This is a genomic window from Kitasatospora sp. NPDC005751 (genome assembly GCF_040630835.1).
Taxonomy (GTDB): Bacteria; Actinomycetota; Actinomycetes; order Streptomycetales; family Streptomycetaceae; genus Kitasatospora.
This window is the reverse complement of sequence record NZ_JBEXYC010000021.1, coordinates 1-24,617: the sequence shown is the minus strand read 5'-3', so window position 1 is coordinate 24,617 and position 24,617 is coordinate 1. Positions and strand designations below refer to the sequence as shown.

The 24,617-nt window shown below is 76.4% G+C and carries 3 protein-coding genes; all 3 read right to left on the bottom strand.

Features of this window, described 5'->3' with window-relative positions:
• Positions 1 to 57: 57 nt before the first annotated feature.
• Complete coding sequence (locus tag ABZ497_RS20115) at positions 58 to 10,710, bottom strand: type I polyketide synthase (protein ID WP_359807014.1); 10,653 nt, start codon at positions 10,708 to 10,710, stop codon at positions 58 to 60.
• 28 nt (positions 10,711 to 10,738) lie between these two features.
• On the bottom strand, positions 10,739 to 21,565 hold the full coding sequence (locus tag ABZ497_RS20110; protein WP_359807012.1) for a type I polyketide synthase: 10,827 nt from the start codon (positions 21,563 to 21,565) through the stop codon (positions 10,739 to 10,741).
• Positions 21,566 to 21,624: 59 nt separating this feature from the next.
• The coding region (locus ABZ497_RS20105; RefSeq protein WP_359807010.1) for an SDR family NAD(P)-dependent oxidoreductase at positions 21,625 to 24,617 on the bottom strand (2,993 nt) is incomplete at its 5' end.

The window sequence follows — 24,617 nt, the reverse complement described above, 5'->3', positions numbered from 1 at the left end:
GGCCGGGCCGCTCGCCGGACCGCTCCGGGGCTGCGGCAGGGGCCCGGCCGTGGCGGCTCAGACCGAGATGGCCGCGACACCCCCCGTGCCCTCGCCGAACATGCGCTCTTGCATGTGCGCGACAATCATCCCCGGCGTCGGGTGATCGAAAACAAGACCGGCCGAGAGCTTCGCCCCCATCAGTTCGCCCAGCCGGTTGCGCAGTTCGAGCGCGGTCAGCGAGTCGAAGCCGATCTCGAAGAGGCCCTGGTCCACGTCGATGTGGTGGGACGCGCTGTAGCCGAGGACGACGGCGACCTGGGCCCGGACCACGTCCAGCAGGAGCGCCGCGCGCTCCGTGCCGGGCAGCCCGGCCAGCCGCTCGGCCAGCTTGCGCCGCTCGTCCCCCGAGACCGCGGCCCGGGCCAGCTGCCGGCTCGCGCGCACCAGGCCGCGCAGCAGCGGCGGTGCCTCGCGCCCGGCCGCGGCGTCGGCGCGCAGCGCACGCAGGTCCAGCTTGGCCGGCACCAGCAGCGCCCGGTCACCGCGCAGCGCGGTGTCGAACAGCTCCATGCCCTCGGCCGGGGTCATGCCCAGCAGACCGCCGCGCCGGTTCAGCCGGCTGCGGGTGAGGTCGTCGGTGCCGGCCGCCATGCCGGTCTCCTGCTCCCACAGGCCCCAGGCCAGCGACAGCGCCGGCAGACCGGCCGCCCGGCGCCGGGCCATCAGCCCGTCCATGTAGGCGTTCGCCGCCGCGTAGGCGCCGGTGCCCGCGCCGAGGAACACCGCCGACACCGACGAGTAGACCACGAACGCGTCCAACTCCGGGGTCAGTTCGCGGGTCAGCTCGTCCAGGTGCCGGGTCGCCGTCACCTTCGCCGCGAACACCCGCTCCAGCCGCTCCCGGTCGACCTCGCCGATCACGCCCGCGTCGAACAGGCCCGCGGCGTGCAGCACCGCGGTCAGCCGGCGGCCGTCGCGCCGGACGGCGGCCAGCAGCTCCGCCACCGCGTCCCGGTCGGTCACGTCGCAGGCCGGTACGGCCACCGACTCGGCGCCGAGCGCGTGCAGCTCGGCCACCAACTCCCGGGCACCGTCGGCCTCCAGGCCCCGCCGGCTGGTCAGCACCAGATGCCGGATCCCGTGCTCGGTCACCAGGTGCCGGGCCAGCACCGCACCCAGCGACCCGGTACCACCGGTGACCAGCACCGTCCCCGCCCGGTCCAGCACCGGCTCGGTGCCCCGGGCGATACCGGCCCGGGCGAGCCGGGGCACGTGGAGCGCCGCGCCGCGCACCGCGACCTGCGGCTCGCCGACGGCCAGCACCGGCCCCAGTAGCGGCTCGACCTCCGACAGGTCGGACGCGTCGGTGTCCAGCAGCACGATCCGGTCCGGGTTCTCCGCCTGCGCCGCGCGGACCAGACCCCAGACGGCGGCGCCGGCCGGGTCCGTCACCGTGGCGTCGCCACCGGCGGGCACCGCGCCCCTGGTCACCACCACCAGCCGGGTCTCCTCCAGCCCGGCGCCGGCCAGCCAGGTCTGGACGACCTCCAGCACCCGGTCCGTCACGTCCAGCGGGGTGTCCGCGTCGCCGCCGGTGACCGCCTCCAGGATCGCGGTCTCCGGGACGGCCGCCCCGGACAGCGCGTCCTCCGCGAGGGTGGCCACCTCCTCGGCGGTGGACAGCCGCACCCAGGACGGCGAGCCGGCGGCCCCGTCCGGGAGCACCTCCGTCCAGTCCACCCGGAACAGCGAGTCTCCGCCCGCACGGCCCGCCGCCGCGCCCAACTGCTCGGCGGACACCGGGCGGAAGACCAGCGAGTCGGCCGTCAGGACGGCGCCGCCGGCCTCGTCGACCGCCTCCAGCGAGAGCGCGTCGGGCGCCGGCTGGGCGACCCGCACCCGCAGCGACGAGGCGCCCGCAGCGTGCAGGACCAGGCCGTTCCAGGCGAACGGCAGCATCGTCCGGTGGTCGCCCGTGCTCAGGAAGGCCTTCGCGTGCAGGGCCGCGTCCAGCAGCGCCGGGTGGATGCCGAACCCGGCGGCGCTGCCCCGGTGGTCCTCCGGCAGGGCGATCTCGGCGAAGACCTCGTCACCGCGCCGCCAGGCCGCCCGCAGGCCCCGGAACACCGGCCCGTAGACGTAGTTGTGCTCCAGCAGACCGGCGTAGAACTCCTCGGGGCCGATCTCCACCCGCTCCGCGCCGGGCGGCGGCCAGGCGCTGAAGTCGAACCGCGACCCGGCCGCCCGGGCCGTGGCCGTCAGGACACCGGTGGCGTGCCGGGTCCACGGGTCGCCGACGGCCTCCTCGCGGGTCGAGTACACGGCGACCGTGCGGGCACCGCCCTCGTCCGGACCGCCGACGGTGACCTGCACCCGGACGCCGCCCTGCTCGGGCAGGATCAGCGGGGCCTCGATCACCAGCTCGTCCAGCGTGCCGCAGCCGACCTCGTCACCGGCCCGCACGGCCAGCTCCACCAGGCCCGTCCCGGGCACCAGCACGACGTCGCCGACCGCGTGGTCGGCCAGCCAGGGGTGGGTGCGCAGGGAGAGCCGGGAGGTGCACAGCACCCCGCCGGTCTCCGGCACCTCCACCACCGCGCCGAGCAGCGGGTGGTCCACCCCCGCCAGGCCCAGCGAGGTCGCGTCGGTGGCCGCCGCGGTCATCGGGAGCCAGTAGTGCTGGTGGTCGAAGGCGTAGGTCGGCAGGTCCACCTCGGCGCCACCGGCCGCGTCGGGCAGCACGCCCGTCCAGTCCACCGCCACACCGCGGACGAAGAGTTCGGCCATCGAGGCCAGCAGGCGGCGCGGGCCGCCCTCGTCCCGCCGCAGCGAACCGGTCACCAGGATCTCGACCCCGGCCCCGTCGGCGACCTCGGTGATCGGCTGGGCCAGCACCGGGTGGGTACTGGCCTCCACGAACACCGTGTGGTCCTCGGCGAGCAGCGCGGCGACCGCCGGGCCGAAGCGGACCTGGCCCCGCAGGTTGCGGTACACGTAGCCGCCGTCGATCACGCCGGCCTCGCGGACCCACTCACCGGTCACCGTCGAGAAGAGCGGGACCAGCGGCGCCCGGCCGCGGATGTCCGCGAACGCCTCCGCCAGGACCTCCTCCAGGGCCTCGGCGTGCCGGGTGTGGGAGGCGAAGTCCACCGCGACCCGGCGCACCCGTACCCCGTCGGCGGCCAGCACCTCGACGGCCTCGTCCAGCACGTCGAGGTCACCGGCGACCACCACCGACGCGGGGCCGTTGACCACCGCGACCTCCAACCGGCCCGCCCAGCGCTCCAACCGGGCCAGCGCCTCGGCCTCGGAGAGCGCCACCGAGGCCATCCCGCCGAGCCCGGCCAGCTGACCGGCGATCACCCGGCTGCGCACCGCGACGATCCGGGCCGCGTCCTCCAGGGAGAGCGCACCGGCCACGCAGGCCGCCGCGATCTCGCCCTGCGAGTGCCCCAGCACCGCGTCCGGGATCACCCCCACCGACGCCCAGACGGCGGCCAGCCCGACCATCACCGCGAAGCTCGCGGGCTGCACCACATCGGCCCGGTCCAGGACCTCGGCCGGCGCCTCGCCGCGCAGCACCTCCTCCAGCGACCAGTCCACCCAGGGGCCGAGCGCCCGGGCGCACTCGGCGATGCGCTCGGCGAACACCGGTGAGGTGTCCAGCAGTTCACGGCCCATCCCGGCCCACTGCGCCCCCTGACCGGGGAAGACCAGGACGAGCTTGCCCACCGTGCCCGCGGTGCCCGTCACCAGCCCGGCGGCGGACTCGCCCCGGGCCAGCGCGGCCAGCCCGGCCGACGCCTCCGCCGGGGACCCGGCCACCACCACCGCGCGCTCGGAGAGCAGCGCCCGCCGGGAGAGCAGCGCACCGGCCAGCGCCGCCGGGGCGGTCGCCCCGGCGAGCTCCGTCAGCCGCCCGCCCTGGGCCGCCAGCGAGGCGGCGTTCTTCGCCGAGACCACCAGCGGCACCACGGCGTCGGGGGCGGGCCCGGCCTCGGCCGGCTGCTCCTCGGGGGCCTGCTCCAGGATCACGTGCGCGTTGGTCCCGCTCAGACCGAAGGAGGAGACCCCGGCCCGGCGCGGCCGGTCCACCTCGGGCCACTCCCGCGCCTCGGTCAGCAGCTCGACGGCGCCCGCCGTCCAGTCCACCTGCGAGGAGGGCGCGTCCACGTGCAGGGTCGCGGGCATCACGCCGTGCCGCAGCGCCTGCACCATCTTGATCACACCCGAGACACCCGCCGCCGCCTGGGCGTGGCCGATGTTGGACTTCAGCGAGCCCAGCCAGAGCGGGCGCTCCGGGTCACGGCCGCGACCGTAGGTGGCCAGCAGCGCCTGCGCCTCGATCGGGTCCCCCAGGACGGTGCCCGTGCCGTGGCCCTCGACCAGGTCCACATCGGCCGTCGACAGCCCGGCCGCCGCCAGCGCCTTGCGGATCACCCGCTGCTGCGAGGGGCCGTTCGGCGCGGTCAGACCGTTGGACGCGCCGTCCTGGTTCACCGCGGACCCGCGCAGCACCGCGAGCACCGGGTGGCCGTTGCGCCGCGCCTCGGAGAGCCGCTCCAGCACCACCACACCGGCGCCCTCGGCCCAGCCGGTGCCGTCGGCGGCGTCCGCGTAGGACTTGCAGCGGCCGTCCGTCGCCAGCGCCTTCTGCCGCGAGAACTCCATGAACATGCTCGGGCTGGACATCACCGTCGAACCGCCGGCCAGGGCCAGCGAGCACTCGCCCTGGCGCAGCGCCTGGGCGGCCAGGTGGATCGCCACCAGCGAGGAGGAGCAGGCCGTGTCCACGGTGACCGCCGGGCCCTCGAAGCCGAACACGTAGGACACCCGGCCCGAGGCCACACTGGCGCCGGCGCCGGTCAGCGCGAAGCCGCCCAGCTCCGGCGGCACGCTGCCACCGGCGTAGTAGTCGACGCCCATGATGCCGTTGAACACCCCGACCTCGGTGCCCTTCAGCGAGCCCGGGTCGATGCCGGCCCGTTCCATCGCCTCCCAGGAGGTCTCCAGCAGCAGCCGCTGCTGCGGGTCCATCGCCAGCGCCTCACGCGGCGAGATCCCGAAGAAGGCCGGGTCGAACAGCGGTGCCTCGTGCAGGAAGCCGCCCTGGCTGACGTAGGAGGTGCCCTCGCTCTCCGGGTCGGCGTCGAACAGCTCGTCCAGGCCCCAGCCGCGGTCGGAGGGGAACAGCGACACGCCGTCCCGCCCCTCGGTGACCAGCCGCCACAGGTCCTCCGGGGTGGCCACCCCGCCGGGCAGCCGGCAGGCCATGCCGACGATCGCCACCGGATCGGCCGGATCGTGCACGGCCGCCGCCGGTACCACCGGGCCCGCCGCGACCGCCGTGCCGTCGAACTCGCCGTCCAGGTAGCGGGCCAGGGCGAGCGGGGTGGGGTAGTCGAAGACGGCCGTGGCGGGCAGGCTGAGGCCGGTGGCCTCGCGCAGCCGGTTGCGCAGCTCGACGGAGGTCAGCGAGTCGAAGCCGGCGTCCTTGAAGGCCCGCTCCGCCGCGACCTTCGCCGCGCCCGCGTGGCCGAGCACCGACGCGACGTGCGTCCGGACCAGCTCCAGCAGCAGCGCCTCGCGCTCGGCCGCGGCCAGCCCGGCCAGTCGGCCGGCGAGTCCGCCGCCGGCGCCGGTCGCGGCGGCCCGCGCCGACTGCCGGCCGGGGCGGACCAGGCCCAGCAGCAGGGGTGGCACCCCGGCGCCGGCCGTGGCGGCCGTGCGCAGGGCCCGCAGGTCCAGCTTGACCGGGACGAGCAGCGCCCGGTCACTGTGCAGCGCGGTGTCGAAGAGCTCCATGCCCTCCGCCGGCGTCAGCGGCTGGGCGCCGCCACGCCGGTTCATCCGGCTCCGGGACAGCTCGTCCAGGTCGGCGCCCATGCCGTCGCTCTGCGCCCACGGGCCCCAGGCCAGCGACAGCGCGGGCAGGCCGTCCGCCCGGCGCCGGGCCATCAGCCCGTCCAGGTAGGCGTTCGCCGCCGCGTAGGCGCCGGTGCCCGCGCCCAGGAACACCGCCGAGACGGAGGAGTACGTGATGAACACGTCCAAGTCCGGGGCGAGTTCACGGGTCAGCTCGTCCAGGTGCCGGGTCGCCGTCACCTTCGGTGCGAAGACGCGCTCCAGCCGCTCCGGGTCGATCTCGCCGACCACACCGCCGTCGAAGACACCCGCCGCGTGGACCACGGCGGTCAGCCGGTGCCCGTCGCGCCGGGCGGCGGTCAGCAGCTCCGCCACCGCGTCGCGGTCGGTCACGTCACAGGCCGGTACGGCCACCGACTCGGCGCCCAGCGCGTACAGTTCGGCCACCAGCTCCCGCGCACCCTCGGCCTCCAGGCCCCGCCGGCTGGTCAGCACCAGATGCCGGATCCCGTGCTCGGTCACCAGGTGCCGGGCCAGCACCGCACCCAGCGACCCGGTACCGCCGGTGACCAGCACCGTCCCCGCCCGGTCCAGCACCGGCTCGGTGCCCCGGGCGATACCGGCCCGGGCGAGGCGCGGCACGGACAGGGCCGCACCGCGCACGGCGACCTGCGGTTCACCGGTGGCCAGGACGGCGGTCAGGACCGCGTCCAGGTCGGTGCCGGCCTCGGCGTCGAGCAGCACGATCCGGTCCGGGTTCTCCGCCTGCGCCGCCCGGAGCAGACCCCAGACGGCGGCGCCGGCCGGGTCGGTCACCGCGGCGTCGCCACCGGCGGGCACCGCGCCCCTGGTCGCCACCACCAGCCGGGTCTCCTCCAGCCCGGCGCCGGCCAGCCAGGCCCGGACGACCTCCAGCACCCGCCGGGTCAGCGCGAGCGGGGTGTCCCCGGGGCCGTCGATGACGGCCTCCAGCAGCACCGCCGCCGGCGCGGCGGCGCCGATGCCCTCGCCGGTGCCCTCGCCCTCGCCCTCGCCCTCGAACAGTGCCGCCACGTCCGCCGGGGCGGTGACCCGGGCCGGGACCGGGCCGGGGGTGGGGGCGGCGGGCAGGGTGGCCGACTCGGTCCACTCCACCCGGTACAGCGCGTCGCTGCCCGGCGTCCCCGCCGCCGCCTCCAACTGCTCGGCGGAGACGGCGCGCGAGACCAGCGAGTCCAGCGTCAGGACGAGCCCGCCGGCGTCGTCGACGGCCTCCAGCGACAGGGCGTCCGGCCCCGGCCGGGCGACCCGCACCCGGACCGAGGCGGCCCCGGCCGCGTGCAGCACCAGCCCGTTCCAGGCGAACGGCAGCCGGACCACCGGCTCCTCGTCCGGTGCGTCGTCCGGCCGGGCGCCGCTCAGCGCGGCCGCCGCGTCCAGCATGCTGGAGTGCAGGGCGGCGTCGAGCAGGCCGGGGTGGATGCCGAACCCGGCGGCCCGCTCGCGCAGTTCGTCCGGCAGGGCCACCTCGGCGAAGATCTCCTCACCGCGCCGCCAGACCGCACGCACGCACTGGAACGACCGGCCGTAGGCGTACCCCGCGCGGTCGAGCAGGTCGTAGCCGCCGGTGATGTCCACCGGCTGCGCGCCGGGCGGCGGCCAGGCGGTGAAGTCGAACTCCGGCTCGGCGGCGCCGGCCGTCGTCGGCAGCAGTGTGCCGGTGGCGTGGCGGACCCAGACGTCCATGGCTCCCGCGGTGTCGGTGCCCTCCACCGCGTCCTCGCGGGCGGAGTACACCTCCACCGTGCGGGCGCCCCGCTCGTCCGGGCCTCCGACGGCGACCTGGACCCGCAGGCCGCCGTGCTCGGGCACCACCAGCGGTGCCTCGATGACGAGTTCGTCCAGCACCCCGCAACCGACCTCGTCGCCGGCCCGCACGGCCAGCTCCACCAGACCGGTCCCGGGGACGAGGACCACTCCCCCGACGGCGTGGTCGGCGAGCCAGGCGTGCGTGCGCAGCGACAGCCGGGAGGTGAACACCAGGCCGTCGGACTGCGGCAGTTGGACGACCGCTCCGAGCAGCGGGTGGTCGGCCTTGCCCTGGCCGAGCGAGGTGGCGTCGGTCAGCGGGGTGGCCGGGAGCCAGTAGTGCTCGTGCTCGAAGGCGTAGGTGGGCAGCTCCAGATGGGTGGGCGTGAAGCCGGCGGGCAGCGTCGTCGCCCAGTCCACCGCGACGCCACGGACGAAGAGTCCGGCGACCGAGGCCAGCACGGTGTGCGCCTCGGGGCGGCCGTCGCGCAGCGCGGCGACCGTGACCGCGCGCTCACCGGCGGACTCCGCGACCACGCCGCTCAGCGCGGCGCCGGGGCCGAGTTCGACGAACACCGCGCCACCGGGTGCGGCCGCCGTGGCGATGCCGTCGGCAAACCGGACCGGGCGGCGGACATGGTCCACCCAGTAGGCGGGGTCGGCCAGTTGACCGGGCTCGGCCACCTGTCCGGTCACGTTGGAGACGATCGGGACCTGTGCCTCGCCCCAGGCGACGTCGGCGAGCACGGCGGCGAACTCCGCCAGCATCGGCTCCATCAGCGCCGAGTGGAAGGCGTGCGAGACGGTGAGCTGCTTGACCTTGCGGCCTTGTGCCTTCAGGCTATCGGCGGCCTTCAGCACGGCCGCCTCCTCCCCGGAGAGGACCACCGACGAAGGACCGTTCACCGCAGCCAGGTCCACGCCGTCGTCGAGGAGTTCGGCGACCTCGGCCTCGGTGGCTGCCACCGCCACCATCGCGCCGCCCGAGGGCAGCGCCTGCATCAGCCGGCCCCGCGCGGCGACCACCGCCGCCGCGTCCGCCAGCGAGAGCACCCCAGCCACATGGGCGGCCGTGATCTCCCCGATCGAGTGGCCCATGACCGCGTCCGGCCGGACGCCCCAGGACTCGATCAGCCGGAACAACGCCGTCTCCACGGCGAACAACCCGGCCTGGGCGTAGACGGTCTGGTCCAGCGATCCGGCCGTGCCCAGCACCACGTCCTTGACCGGGTGCTCGGTCCACCCCGCCAACCGCTCGTCCAGCGCCGCACACGCAGCCTCGAAGGCCTCGGCGAACACCGGGTACCGCTCCGCCAGCTCCCGGCCCATCCCGACCCGCTGCGAACCCTGCCCCGGGAAGACGAGGACCACCTTCCCCGGACCGCCGGACGGGGACGCGCTGCCGCTCGCCCCGGCGGGCGCGGACTCGCCGCGTGCCAGCGCGGCCAGGCCCGCCAGCGTCTCCTCGCGCGAGCCGGCCACCAGCACCGCCCGCTCGCCCAGCACCGCGCGCTGGGCGAGCAGCGCACCCGCCACCGCGACCGGCGCCCCGGCCCCGGGCGCGTCGACGGAGGACGCCTCGACGAAGGCGGCCAGCCGCCCGGCCTGGCCGGCCAGGGCGGCGGCCGAGGCGGCCGACAGCACCAGCGGGACGACGCCCTCGGGCACGGCCGCCGGCCGCGCCTCCTCCTCCGGGGCCTGCTCCAGGATCAGGTGGGCGTTGGTGCCGCTGACGCCGAAGCCGGACACCGCCGCCCGGCGGGGGCGGCCGGTCTCCGGCCAGTCCCGCGCCTCGGTCAGCAGCTCCACCGCACCGGCGGACCAGTCGACCTGGGTGGACGGTGCGTCCACGTGCAGGGTGGGCGGCATGACGCCGTGCCGCAGCGCCTGCACCATCTTGATCACACCCGACACCCCGGCGGCGGCCTGGGTGTGGCCGATGTTGGACTTCAGCGATCCCAGCCGCAACGGCCGCTCGACGGGCCGGTCCTGACCGTAGGTGGCCAGCAGGGCCTGCGCCTCGATCGGGTCACCCAGCACCGTGCCCGTGCCGTGGCCCTCCACCACGTCCACATCCGCGGTGGACAGACCCGCGTTGGCCAGCGCCTTGCGGATCACCCGCTGCTGCGAAGGACCGTTCGGCGCGGTCAGACCGTTCGACGCGCCGTCCTGGTTCACCGCGCTGCCGCGGACCACCGCGAGCACCCGGTGCCCCTTGCGCCGCGCCTCCGACAGCCGCTCCAGCACCACCACACCCGCGCCCTCGGCCCAGCCCGTGCCGTCCGCCGCGTCCGCGTACGCCTTGCACCGGCCGTCGGCCGCCAGCCCGCGCTGGCGCGAGAAGTCGATGAAGAGGCCGGGGGTGGCCATCACGGTCGCGCCGCCGGCCAGCGCCATCGAGCACTCGCCGCGGCGCAGCGCCTGGGCCGCCAGGTGGATCGCCACCAGCGAGGAGGAGCAGGCGGTGTCGAGCGTCACCGCCGGGCCCTCGAAGCCGAACACGTAGGAGATCCGGCCGGACGCCACGCTGGCGGCCGCGCCCGTCCCGGTGAAGCCCTCCAGCTCCGGCGGCACGCTGCCGCCGGCGAAGTAGTCGACGCCCATGATCCCGTTGAAGACCCCGACATCGCTGCCCTTGAGCGTGGCCGGGTCGATGCCGGCCCGCTCCAGCGCCTCCCAGGAGGTCTCCAGCAGCAGCCGCTGCTGCGGGTCCATGGCGAGCGCCTCGCGCGGCGAGATCCCGAAGAAGCCCCCGTCGAAGAGACCGGCCTCGTGCAGGAAGCCGCCCTGGTCCACGTAGGAGGTGCCGCGGTTCTCGGGGTCCTCGTCGAACAGCCCGTCGAGGTCCCAGCCCCGGTCGGAGGGGAAGCCCGAGACGCCGTCCCGGCCCTCGCTCACCAGGTCCCACAGCCCCTCCGGGCTGTCGACACCACCGGGCAGCCGGCACGCCATACCCACGATCGCCACAGGCTCGCTGGAGGCGCTGACGAGTTGGCGGTTCCGCTTCTTCAGCGAGCCGACCTCTTCGAGCGACTTCCGCAGCGCCTCGACAAGCTTCTCGTATGAAGTACTCACTTCACTGCCCCATTCACGTTGTACCGCATCAGCTTTCGAGGCCCTCGTCGTCGTCGCCGCCGAGCGCCAGTTGGACGAGGTCGTCGACGTCCAGGTCGGCGAGCGTGCCCGGCCGGTCGTCCTCGTCCGCCGCGTCGGCCGCCGGTCCGCCGGTGTCCAGTGCGACCAGCCTGACCAGGGCTTCCATCAGCCCGGCCTCCCGGAATCGGGCCATCGGGAGGGAGACCAGGGCGTGCCGCAGCCGGTCCTCGTCCACTTCCGGGCCGCTCGCCGCGCCGTCCGGGAGCAGCTCGCCGTGCACGTGGCGGGCCAGGGCGAGCGGGGTCGGGTAGTCGAAGACCACGGTGGCGGACAGATTGAGGCCGGTGGCCTCGCGGAGCCGGTTGCGCAGCTCGACCGAGGTGAGCGAGTCGAATCCGGCGTCCTTGAAGGACGTCCCGGCCACCACCCCGTCCGGTCCGGTGTGGCCCAGGACCAGCGCGACCTGGGCCCGCAGGAGGTCCACCAGCAGGGCCTCCTGGTCGGCCCGGGCGAGCCCGGTGAGCCGGCGCACCAGGCCGTCGCCGCCGTCGCCGGACGCGGCCCGGGCCACCTGGCGGCCGGCCCTCACCTGGCCGCGCAGCAGGGGCGGTACTCCCCCGCCGGTCGCGGCCTCGGCCCTGATCGCCCGCAGGTCCAGCTTGATCGGCACCAGCAGCGCCTCGTCCGCGCCGAGCGCGGCGTCGAACAGCGCGGTGCCCTCCGCCGGCCCGAGCGCGAGAATGCCGCCGCGGCGGTTCGTCCGGGTGCGCCCGGCCGCCTCGGCGCCGGTGGTCATCCCGGTGGCGCTCTGCTCCCACGGGCCCCAGGCGAGCGAGAGCGCCGGCAGGCCGGCCGACCGGCGCCTGGCCATCAGGCCGTCGAGGTAGGCGTTGGCCGCCGCGTAGTTGCCCTGGCCGGCGGAGCCGAACAGGCCGGAGGCGGAGGAGTAGACGACGAACGCCGCCAGGTCGGGGGCGAGTTCGCGGGTGAGCTCGTCCAGGTGGCCGACGGCGGTCACCTTCGGGGCGAAGACCCGGGCCAGCCGCTCGGGCGTCAGCGCGCCGATCACCCCGTCGTCCAGGACGCCCGCGGTGTGCACGACGGCCGTCAGCGGGCGCTCGTCGACCACGGAGGCGAGCAGTGCGGCCACCGCGTCCCGGTCGGTCACGTCGCAGGTCGGTACGGCCACCGACTCGGCGCCGAGCGCGTGCAGCTCGGCCACCAACTCCTGGGCACCGTCGGCCTCCAGGCCCCGCCGGCTGGTCAGCACCAGGTGCCGGATCCCGTGCTCGGTCACCAGGTGCCGGGCCAGCACCGCACCCAGCGACCCGGTACCACCGGTGACCAGCACCGTCCCCGCCCGGTCCAGCACCGGCTCCGCCCGGTCGACGGCGCCGGCCCGGACCAGGCGCGGCGCGGAGAGCACCGGGCCGCGCACCGCGACCTGCGGTTCACCGGTGGCCAGCACGGCGGCGAGGACCGCATCGGCGTCGGTGCCGGCAGCGGTGTCGAGCAGGACGATCCGGTCGGGGTTCTCCACCTGGGCGGCCCGGACCAGGCCCCAGACGGCGCTGCCGGCCGGGTCCGTCACCGCGGCGTCGCCACCGGCGGGCACCGCGCCCCTGGTCGCCACGACCAGCCGGGATGCCTCCGGGACCGGAGCGACCAGCCACGCCTGGAGCACGTCGAGCACCCGGGTGCCGAGCTCCAGCGCGTCCGCACCGGCCGCCGTCAGCACCACGGCGTCCGGCACCCCGCCCTCCGCGGCCAGCGCGGTCACCTCGTCGGCGGTGGCGACGGACACCCGGCTCGGCGCGGCCGCGAGGGGCGGCGGCGACGGCAGGGCCGTCCACTCCACCCGGAACAGCGAGTCGCCGCCCGGCGCACCCGCCGCCGCCTCCAACTGCTCGGCGGAGACGGCGCGGAACACCAGGGAGTCCAGCGTCAGGACCGGACCACCGGTCTCGTCGGCGGCCTGGAGCGACACCGCGTCCTGGCCCGACGGTGCCACCCGGACCCGCAGCGCCGAGGCGCCGACGGCGTGCAGGGTGAGCCCGTTCCAGGCGAACGGCAGGACCGTCCGGGGCTCGTCCGCCGCCTCGGGGGCATCGGCCGGGCGGACGAAGCCGTTGGCGTGCAGGGCGGCGTCGAGCAGCGCGGGATGGATGCCGAAGCGGCCCGCCCCCTCGCGGTGGTCCTCCGGCAGGGCGATCTCGGCGAAGACCTCCTCGCCGCGCCGCCAGACCGCCCGCAGGCCCTGGAACGACGGGCCGTAGGTGTAGCCGAGCCGGATCAGGTCGGCGTAGAAGCCCTCGACGTCGACCTCGACCGGCTGGGCGCCGGGCGGCGGCCAGGCGGTGAGGTCGAACTCCGGTGCGGCGCCGGTCCCGGCCGGCCGCAGGGTGCCGGTGGCATGGCGGGTCCAGCCGTCCGGCCCGGCCTCCACCGCGTCCTCCCGGGCGGAGTACACCTCCACCGTCCGGGTGCCCCGCTCGTCCGGGCCGCCGAGCGCGACCTGGACCCGGACGCCGCCGTGGTCCGGCACCACCAGCGGAGCCTCGATGACCAGTTCGTCCAGGGCGCCGCAGCCGGCCTCGTCGCCGGCCCGGACGGCCAGCTCGACCAGGCCGGTGCCGGGCAGCAGGACGACCCCGCCGACGGCGTGGTCGGCGAGCCACGGGTGCGTGCGCAGCGAGAGCCGGGAGGTGAACACCAGGCCGTCGTTCTGCGGCAGGTGCATCACCGCGCCGAGCAGCGGGTGGTCGGTCCCGGTCAGTCCCAGGAAGGCGGCGTCGGCGGCCGGGGCGGGCTGCAGCCAGTACTGCCGGTGGTCGAAGGCGTAGGTCGGCAGCTCCAGGTGGCCCGGGTCGGCGGGCAGGAGGCCGGACCAGTCCACCGCGACGCCCCGGACGAGGAGTTCGGCCACCGCGGCCAGCACGGTGTGCGCCTCGGGGCGGCCGTCGCGCAGGGCCGCCACGCAGAGCGCGCCGTCGCCGGCGGACTCCGCCACCGCGCTGCTGAGCGCGGCGCCGGGGCCCAGTTCGACGAACAGTGCGGTGCCGTCCCCGGCTGCGACGGCGATGCCGTCGGCGAACCGGACCGGGCGGCGGACATGGTCCACCCAGTAGGCGGGGTCGGCCAGTTGGCCGGGCTCGGCCGGTCGGCCGGTGACGTTGGAGATCACTGGGAGCCTCGGTTCGCGCCAGACCACCTCGGCGAGGACGGCGGCGAACTCCGCCAGCATCGGCTCCATCAGCGCCGAGTGGAAGGCATGCGAGACGGTCAGTTGCTTGACCTTGCGGCCCTGCGCCTTGAGGGCTTCAACGGCCTTCAGCACGGCCGCCTCCTCGCCGGAGAGCACCACCGACAAAGGACCGTTCACCGCCGCCAGATCCACGCCGTCACCGAGGAGTTCGGCCACCTCGGCCTCGGTGGCTGCCACCGCCACCATCGCGCCGCCGGACGGCAGCGCCTGCATCAGCCGACCGCGCGCGGCGACCACCGCCGCCGCGTCCCCGAGCGAGAGCACCCCGGCCACGTGCGCGGCCGTGATCTCCCCGATCGAGTGGCCCATGACGGCGTCCGGCCGGACGCCCCAGGACTCGACCAGCCGGAACAACGCCGTCTCCACCGCGAACAACCCGGCCTGGGTGTACACGGTCTGGTCCAGCGACCCGGCCGTACCGAACACCACGTCCTTGACCGGGTGGTCGGTCCACCCCGCCAACCGCGCGTCCAACGCCGCGCACGCAGCCTCGAAGGCCTCGGCGAACACCGGGTACCGCTCCGCCAGCTCACGGCCCATCCCGACCCGCTGCGACCCCTGCCCCGGGAACACCAGCACCGTGCGCGCCGCCTCACCGGCGGTCCCGGTCACCAGCACCGGGCTGTGCTCGCCCCGCGCCAGGGCACTCAGCCCGGCCAGCGCCTCCTCCGGCGAACCCGCCAGCACCACCGCGCGCTCCGACAGCAGCGCCCGCTGCGCCAGCAGCGCGGCGGCGATCTCCGCCGGCCCGGCCTCGGAGGTCTCGACGAAGGGCGCGAGCCGGTCGGCCTGCCCGGCCAGCGACCGCGCGCTCTTCGCCGACAGCACCAGCGGGACCACACCCGTCGGAGCGGCCTCGACCGCGACGGCCCGCGCCTCGGCCTCGACCGGGGCCTGCTCCAGGATCAGGTGCGCGTTCGTCCCGCTGACCCCGAAGCCGGAGACGCCCACCCGGCGGGGGCGGCCGGTCTCCGGCCACTCCCGCGCCTCGGTCAGCAGTTCGACGGCGCCCGCCGTCCAGTCCACCTGCGAGGACGGCGCGTCCACGTGCAGTGTGGGCGGCAGCACACCGTGCCGCAGCGCCTCCACCATCTTGATCACACCGGCCACCCCGGCGGCCATCTGGGTGTGGCCGATGTTGGACTTCAGCGAGCCCAGCCAGAGCGGCCGCCCCGGCTCCCGGTCCTGGCCGTAGGTGGCCAGCAGCGCCTGCGCCTCGATCGGGTCCCCCAGGACCGTCCCGGTGCCGTGGCCCTCGACCACGTCCACCTCGGTACCGGTCAGGCCCGCGTTGGCCAGCGCCTTGCGGATCACCCGCTGCTGCGAGACCCCGCTGGGCGCGGTCAGACCGTTGGACGCGCCGTCCTGGTTCACCGCGCTGCCGCGGACCAGCGCGAGCACCCGGTGCCCCTTGCGCCGCGCCTCCGACAGCCGCTCCAGCACCACCACACCCGCGCCCTCGGCCCAGCCGGTGCCGTCCGCCGCGTCCGCGTAGGACTTGCAGCGGCCGTCCGTCGCCAGGCCGCGCTGGCGGGAGAACTCCACGAAGGTACCGGGGGTGGCCATCACGGTCGCACCGCCGGCCAGCGCCATCGAGCACTCGCCCTGGCGCAGCGCCTGCGCGGCCAGGTGCATCGCCACCAGCGACGACGAGCAGGCCGTGTCCACGGTGACCGCCGGGCCCTCGAACCCGAAGACGTAGGCCACTCGGCCGGAGGCCACGCTGCCCATGCCGCCGGTGCCGGTGAAGCCCTCCAGCTCCGCGGGCACCGCGCCGCCGGCGCCGTAGCCCTGGCCCATGACGCCGGAGAACACCCCGGCGTCCGTGCCCTTCAGCGAGAGGGGGTCGATGCCGGCCCGCTCCAGCGCCTCCCACGAGGTCTCCAGCAGCAACCGCTGCTGCGGGTCCATCGCCAGCGCCTCCCGCGGGCTGATGCCGAAGAACCCGGCGTCGAACCGCCCCGCCTCGTAGAGGAATCCGCCCTGGCTCACATAGGACGTGCCGGCCTTTCCGGGGTCGGCGTCGAAGAGGTCCGCCACGTCCCAGCCGCGGTCCTCGGGGAAGCCGGACATCGCGTCCCGGCCCTCGCTGACCAGCCGCCAGAGGTCCGCCGGGCTGCCGACGCCGCCGGGCAGGCGGCAGGCCATGCCGACGATCGCGATCGGCTCGTCCGGGTCGGCGGGCGCGACCGCCGGCGCCGCCGCGGCGGCCCCGTCGGCGACGAGACCGAACTCGGCGTGCAGGTAGCGGGCGAACGCGAGCGGGGTCGGGTGGTCGAAGACCACCGTCGCGGCCAGCTTCAGACCGGTCGCCTCGCGCAGCCGGTTGCGCAGCTCGACGGAGGTCAGCGAGTCGAAGCCGGAGTCCCGGAAGGCCGTCCCGCTCCTGATCGCGTCGGGCCCCGCGTGCCCGAGCACGGTCGCCGCGTGGCCGCGGACCAGCTCCAGCAGCAGCGCCTCCTGCTCGGCCGCCGCCAGCCCGGCCAGCCGACCGGCCAGCCCGCCGCCGCCGTCCCCCGAGGCCGCCCGCACCAGCTGCCGCCCGGTCCGCACCAGACCGCGCAGCAGGGTCGGGACGTCCCGGCCGGCCGCGGCGCCGGCGCGCAGCGCCCGCAGGTCGAGCTTGGCCGGGATGAGCAGCGCCTCGCCGGTGCGCAGGGCCGCGTCGAAGAGGTCCATGCCCTCCTCGGCCGTCATCGCCAGCACGCCGCCGCGTCGGTTCATCCGGCTGCGGGTGAGGTCGTCCATGCCGGCTGCCATACCGCCGGCGGTCTGGTTCCACAGGCCCCAGGCCAGCGAGGTCGCGGCCAGACCGGCCGCCCGGCGCTGGTGGGCGAGGGCGTCCAGGAAGGCGTTGGCGGCCGCGTAGCTGCCGGTGCCCGCGCCGAGGAACACCGAGGAGACCGAGGAGAAGACCACGAACGCGTCCAGGTCGGGGGCGAGTTCGCGGGTCAGGGCGTCCAGGTGCTGGGCCGCGGTGACCTTCGGGGCGAAGACCTGGGCGACCCGCTCGGGGTCCAGCGAGCCGATGACACCGGCGTCGGCGATGCCCGCGGTGTGCACGACGGCGGTCAGCCGGCGCCCGGCGCGTCGCACGTCGGCCAGCAGGTCCGCCACGGCAGCCCGGTCGGTCACGTCGCAGGACTCCACCGCGACCGTCGTCGCGCCGAGCCCCTTCAGTTCGGCGACCAGCTGGGCCGCGCCCTCGGCCGCCGGGCCGCGCCGGCTGACCAGCGCCAGGTGCCGGATGCCGTGGTCGGCGACCAGGTGCCGGGCGAGGATCCCGCCCAGCGAGCCGGTGCCACCGGTGATCAGGACGATGCCCTCGGGGTCGAGGCCGGTCCCCGTCCCGCCGTCGGCCCCGGCGGCCGGTGCGGCGCGGACGAGCCGCGGGACGGACAGCGCCGTGCCGCGCAGGGCCAGTTCAGGCTCCCCGGTGGCGAGCGCCGTACCCAGCACCGGGGCGAGGTCGAGGTCGAGGTCCGCGGCGGGGTCGAGGTCGAGCAGGACGATCCGGTCCGGGTTCTCGGTCTGGGCGGCGCGGATCAGGCCCCACACCGCGCCACCGGCCGGGTCGGTGACCGCGCCGTCCGCGCCGGCGCCGACCGCGCCCCGGGTGGCGACGACCAGCCGGGCCTCCTCCAGTCCGGGCGCGGCCAGCCAGGCCTGGACTGCCGCCAGCACCCGGTTGGTCAGGGCGAGCGCGGCGTCGACGCCGTCGGCGCCGTCCGCCACGGCGTCCAGGACCGCCGCGGCGGGGAGCGCCGCCTCCGGGCCCGCGCCGTCGGCCAGCGCGGTGATCCCGGCCGCGTCGGACACCGCGACCCAGACCGGCCGGTCGGCCGCCGCCACCGTGGACGGTGGCAGGTCGCTCCACTCGACGCGGAACAGCGAGTCGGCGCCCGCCGTGCCCGGGCCGGCCGTCAACTGCTCGGCGGTCAGCGGCCGCAGCTCCACCGAGTCCGCCGTCAGGACCACGCCGCCGGCCGGGTCGACCGCCTCCACCGTCAGGGCGTCGCCGCCCTGCGGCGCGATCCGCACCCGCAGCACGGAGGCGCCGACGGCGTGCAGGGCGAGCCCCTGCCAGGCCAGCGGCTGCCAGACCCGGGCGCCGGTCGCAGCACCGTCGGCCACCGCGGTGTCCCGCAGGGCCGGGTGCAGGGCGGCGTCGAGCAGGGCGGGGTGCAGGCCGAACCGCCCGGCCTCCTCCCGGCTCTCCTCGTCCACCGCGATCTCGGCGAAGGTCTCCGCGCCGCGCTGCCAGAGCCCGCGCAGGCCCCGGAAGGCCGGGCCGTGCTGGTAGCCGTGCCCGCCGAGGTCGGCGTAGAGGGCGTCGACGTCGACCGGCCGGGCCCCGGCGGGCGGCCAGACGGTGAAGTCGGCCTGGGGGGCGGCGGTCTTGGTCGTCGCGGTGAGGGTGCCGGTGGCGTGGCGGGTCCAGGTGTCGCCGCCGCTGTCGCCCGCGGCGTCCTCCCGGGTGGAGTAGACGGCGACGCTGCGGGCACCGCTCTCGTCGGGGCCGCCGACGGTCACCTGGACCCGGACGCCGCCCTGTTCGGGCAGGATCAGCGGGGCCTTGACCACCAGGTCGTCGAGGGTGCCGCAGCCCAGCTCGTCACCGGCCCGCACGGCCAGCTCCACCAGGGCGCCGGCCGGGAGCAGCACGGCACCGCCGACGACGTGGTCGGCCAGCCAGGGGTGGGTGCGCAGCGACAGCCGCGAGGTGCCGAGCAGGCCGCCGGTCTCCGGCACCTCCGTCACGGCGCCCATCAGGGGGTGGTCGGCGGCGGCCTGGCCGAGCGAGGCCGCGTCGGCGGCCGGGCCGAGCTGGAGCCAGTAGTGCCGGTGGTCGAAGGCGTAGGTCGGCAGCTCGACGCGGGCGGTGCCGGTCGGCAGGACGCCCGTCCAGTCCACGGCCACGCCGCGGACGAAGAGTTCGGCCACCGAGGCCAGCAGGCGGCGCGGACCGCCCTCCTCCCGCCGCAGCGTCCCGGTGACCAGGGCCTCGGCCCCGGCTTCGTCCACGATCTCGCTGACCGGCTGGACCAGCACCGGGTGCGCGCTCGACTCCACGAACACCGTGTGGCCCGCTTCGAGCAGCGCGGCGACGGCGGGGCCGAAGCGGACCTGGCCGCGCAGGTTGCGGTACCAGTAGCCGCCGTCCAGCACGCCGGCCTCGGTGACCCAAGCACTCGTGACGGTGGAGAGGAACGGGACCAGCGGGGCCTGGCTGCGGATGTCCGCGAAGGCCTTCGCCAGGGTGTCCTCGATCGCCTCGACATGACGGGTGTGGGAGGCGTAGTCCACCGCCACCCGGCGCACCCGGACACCGTCGGCCGCGAGGACCTCCAGCGCCTCGTCCAGCGCCTCGGCGTCACCCGCGATGACCACCGAGGCCGGGCCGTTGACGGCCGCGACCTCGACGCGGTCCGCCCAGCGCACCAGCCGCTCCACAGCCTCGCTCTCGGAGAGCGCCACCGACGCCATCCCCCCGCGACCGGCCAGGCTCCCGGCGATCACCTGGCTGCGCACCGCCACGATCCGCGCCGCGTCCTCCAGCGACAGCGCACCCGCCACGCAGGCCGCCGCGATCTCACCCTGCGAGTGGCCCAGCACGGCGTCCGGCAGCACGCCCACCGAGGCCCAGACGGCGGCCAGACCGACCATCACCGCGAAACTCGCCGGCTGGAGCACGTCCACCCGGTCGAGCAGTTCGGCCGGGGCCTCGCCGCGCAGGACCTCCGCCAGCGACCAGTCGACGAACGGGTCCAGAGCCCGGGCGCACTCCGCGACGCGCTCCGCGAACACCGGTGAGGTGTCCAGCAGTTCACGGCCCATCCCGACCCACTGCGAACCCTGCCCCGGGAAGACCAGGACGAGCTTGCCCGCACCGGCCGCGCTGCCCGTCACCAGCCCGGGAGCGGACTCACCCCGGGCCAGGGCGCCCAGCCCGGCCAGCGCCTCCTCCGGCGAACCGGCCACCAGCACCGCGCGCTCGGCGAGCGCCGTCCGCCCGGTGGCCAGCGCGGCGGCGACGTCCGCCGGTTCCGGCCCCTCGGCGGTGCCGAGGAAGGCCGCCAGCCGCTCGGCCTGCCCGGCCAGCGAGCCGGCCGAGGACGCCGAGACGACCAGCGGCAGCACACCGCCCGGCGCGGACCGCACCGCGTCCGGCTCGGCGGGTGCCTCGGCGGGCGGTTCCTCCAGGACGACGTGCGCGTTGGTACCGCTGACGCCGAAGGAGGAGACCCCGGCCCGGCGCGGCCGCCCGGTCTCCGGCCAGTCCCGCGCCTCGGTGAGCAGCTCCACCGCGCCGGCCGACCAGTCCACCTCGGTACTGGGCGCGTCGACGTGCAGGGTCGCGGGCAGCACGCCGTGCCGCATGGCCTGCACCATCTTGATCACGCCCGCCACCCCGGCGGCGGCCTGGGTGTGGCCGATGTTGGACTTCAGCGATCCCAGCCAGAGCGGACGCCCGGGCTCGCGCTCCTGGCCGTAGGTCGCCAGCAGCGCCTGCGCCTCGATCGGGTCGCCCAGCACCGTGCCGGTACCGTGCCCCTCCACCACGTCCACGTCGGCCGGGGTGAGCCCGGCCGCCGCCAGCGCCTTGCGGATCACCCGCTGCTGCGAGGGGCCGTTGGGCGCGGTCAGCCCGTTCGACGCGCCGTCCTGGTTCACCGCCGACCCGCGCAGCACCGCGAGCACCCGGTGCCCGTTGGCCCGCGCCTCGGAGAGCCGCTCCAGCAGCACCATGCCGGCGCCCTCGGCCCAGCCCGTGCCGTCCGCCGCGTCCGCGTAGGACTTGCACCGGCCGTCGGCCGCCAGCGCCCGCTGCCGCGAGAACTCCATGAACATGCCCGGCCCGGCCATCACGGTGGCGCCGCCGGCCAGCGCCAGCGAGCACTCCCCGCGCCGCAGCGCCTGCGCGGCCAGGTGCATCGCCACCAGGGACGACGAGCAGGCGGTGTCCACGGTGACCGCCGGACCCTCGAAGCCGAACACGTAGGAGATCCGGCCCGACGCCACGCTGCCGGTGGTCCCCGTCCCGGTGAAGCCCTCCAGCTCCGGGGGGACGGGACCGCCGGTCGCGTAGCCCTCGTTGATCACTCCGACGAAGACGCCGACGTCCGAGCCCTTCAGCCCCGCCGCGTCGACGCCGGCCCGCTCCAGCGCCTCCCACGAGGTCTCCAGCAGCAGACGCTGCTGCGGGTCCATCGCCACCGCCTCGCGCGGCGAGATCCCGAAGAAGCCCGCGTCGAACAGCCCCGCCTCGTGCAGGAAGCCGCCCCGGCTCACATAGGAGGTGCCGCTCTTCTCCGGGTCCTCGTCGAACAGCCCGTCCAGGTCCCAGCCGCGGTCGGTCGGGAAGCCCGACACGCCGTCCCCGCGCTCGGTGACCAGCCGCCACAGGTCGTCGGGGCCCGCCACCCCGCCCGGCAGCCGGCACGCCATGCCCACGATCGCGATCGGCTCCGCCTTCTCGGCCTCCAGCTCCAGCACGCGTTGCTGGGAGCGGCGCGCTTCGGCGAGGACGCGCTTGAGGTAGTCGCGAAGCTTGCTTTCATCCGCCATCGAAGTTCGGCTCCTAGAAGGCTGTGGCGTCGGGTGGTCTGCGGGGGTGCCGGTGGCGGTCAGCTGCCGAACTCCGTGTCGATGAGGTCGAAGAGCTCGTCGTCGGAGGCGGTGTCGTAGTCGATCTGTTCCTCGGCCGCCCCGCCGCCGTTCGCCGTCGACCAGGTGGCCAGCAGGCCCTGGAGCCGGGTGGCGACCTGGGCGCGGGCCGTGTCACCGGCCGGTGTCTCGGCCAGCATCGCCTCCAGCCTGCTCAGTTCGACCAGCAGCGGGTGCGAGGTGGCGGTGGCCTCGCCGGACGGGTCCAGCCGGTCGTGCAGGTAGTGCGCGAGGGCCAGCGGCGTCGGGTAGTCGAAGACCACCGTGGCCGGCAGGCTCAGGCCCGTCGCCTCCCGGAGCCGGTTGCGCAGTTCGACGGAGGTGAGCGAGTCGAAGCCGGCGTCCTTGAACGCCGTCTCCGGCCTGACCTGCTCCGACCCGGCGTGACCGAGGACGGTCGCCACCCGGGCGCGGACCAGGTCCAGCAGCAGGGCCTGCTGCTCGGCGGGCGCCAGCCCGGCCAGCCGGCGGGCCAGCCCGCCGCCGCCGTCACCGGCGGCCGCCCGGACGGCCTGCCGGCCGGTGCGGACCAGACCGCGCAGCAGCGGCGGGACACCGCCGCCGAGCGCGGCGTCGGCGCGCAGCGCCCGCAGGTCGAGCTCGACCGGCACCAGCAGGGCCTCGCCGGTGCGCAGCGCCGCGTCGAACAGCGCCGTGCCCGCCTCGGCCGTCAGGGGCCGGACACCGCCCCGGCGGCCGCTCCGGTCCTGACCGGGCCCGTCGGCGGAGCCGTCGGCCTGCGCCCACACACCCCAGGCGAGGGACGTACCGGGCAGGCCTGCCGCGCGGCGCCGGTGCGCCACCGCGTCCAGATAGGCGTTGGCCGCGGCGTAGCCGCCGGTGCCCGCGCCCAGGAAGACCGAGGAGGCGGAGGACATCAGGACGAACGCGTCCAGCTCGGGGGCGAGTTCGCGGCTCAGCTCGTCCAGGTGGCGGACGGCGGTCACCTTCGGCGCGAAGACCCGCGCCATCCGGTCCGGGTCGACCTCGCCGATCACCCCGGCGTCGAAGACCCGGGCGGCGTGCACGATGCCGGTCAGCGGGTGCCCGGCCGGCACGGCGGCCAGGAGCGCCGCGACCGCCTCCCGGTCGGTGACGTCGCAGGCCACCACCGACACCGTGGCCCCGGCGGCCTCCAGCTCGGCGGCGAGCTCCGCCGCGCCGTCGGCGTCCGGGCCGCGCCGGCCCGCGAGGACCAGGTGGCGGACGCCGTGCCGCGCGACCAGGTGACGGGCGGTCAGGGCGCCGAGCGAGCCGGTGCCGCCGGTGATCAGGACCGTGCCGTCCGGGCGGAAGGCCGGTTCGCCGCCGGGCACCTCGCCGGCGGTCCGGGCCAGGCGCGGTACGTGCAGCGCCGTCCCGCGCACCGCGACCTGCGGCTCGCCGAGCGGCAGCGCCGCGGCGAGCGCGGTGTCCAGGTCGTCGGGCGCGGCCGGGTCGAGGTCGAGCAGGACGATCCGGTCCGGGCTCTCGGCCTGGGCCGCCCGGACCAGGCCCCAGACGGCGGCGCCGGCCGGGTCGGTGAGCGCGGCGTCGCCGCCGGCGGGCACCGCGCCCCGGGTCCGCACCACCAGTCGGGAGTCCTCCAGGGCTTCGTCGGCCAACCAGGACTGCACCACCGCCAGCACCCGGGTGGTGAGCGGGAGGACGGCGTCCGCCCCCTCGCCGTCGGTGACGGCCGTCAGGACCACGACCGGGGGAACGTCCCCACCGGCCGTCAGGGCCGCGAGGTCCGCCTCGGTCGAGACGGCCGCGCGCCGCGGCGCCGTGCCGGTGCCCTGCAGCGGCGCCGGGGGCAGCGCCGTCCAGTCGACCCGGTACAGGCCGTCGTCGTCGGCCGTGCCCGCCGCGGCCGCCAACTGCTCGGCGGAGAGCGGCCGCAGCGTCACCGCGGCTGCCGTCAGGACCGGGCCGCCGGCCTCGTCGACCGCCGCCAGTGCCAGCCTGTCGGGCCCGGCCGCGGTGATCCGCACCCGCAGCGCGGAGGCGCCGACGGCGTGCAGGGCCAGCCCGTGCCACTCCAGCGGCTGCCACGTCCGGTCCCGGTCCGCCGCGGCCGCGTCCCGCAGGGCGGGGTGCAGGGCGGCGTCCAGCAGCGCGGGGTGCAGGCCGAACCGGGCGGCGGTGTCCCGCTGCCCGTCGGGCAGGGCGAGCTCGGCGAACACCTCGTCGCCGCGCCGCCACACCGCCCGGAGGGCGCGGAACAGCGGTCCGTACTCGTGGCCGTGAGCGATGAGTTCGGTGTAGAGGCCGTCGACGTCGACCGGCTCCGCACCGGCCGGGGGCCACGCCCCGGTGTCGAACGGCTCGGCCCCCGCCGTGGGCGCCACCGCGAGGGTGCCGGTGACGTGGCGGGTCCAGGTCTCCGTCGCGTCCTCGTGGGCGGAGTACACCTCGACCTTGCGGGCGCCCTGCTCGTCCGGGCCGCCGACGGCGACCTGGACCCGGACCCCGCCGTGCTCGGGCAGGAGGAGCGGTACCTCGATGACCAGGTCGTCGAGGGTGCCGCAGCCGACCTCGTCCCCGGCCCGGACGGCCAGCTCCACCAGGGCGGCACCGGGGACGAGGACCACTCCCCCGACGGTGTGGTCGGCGAGCCAGCCGTGGGTGCGCAGCGACAGCCGGGAGGTGAACACCAGGCCGTCCGACTGCGGCAGTTGGACGACGGCGCCGAGCAGCGGGTGGTCGGCCCGGCCCTGGCCGAGCGAGGCCGCGTCGGTGGCGGCAGCGCTCCGGAGCCAGTAGTGCTCGTGGTCGAAGGCGTAGGTGGGCAGCTCCAGATGGGTGACCGGAAGGCCGACGGGCAGGGTCTTCGCCCAGTCCACCGCGACGCCCCGGACGAAGAGTTCGGCGACCGAGGCCAGCACGGTGTGCGCCTCGGGGCGGCCGTCGCGCAGCGCGGCCACCGTGACCGCGCGCTCACCGGCGGACTCCGCGACCACGCCGCTCAGCG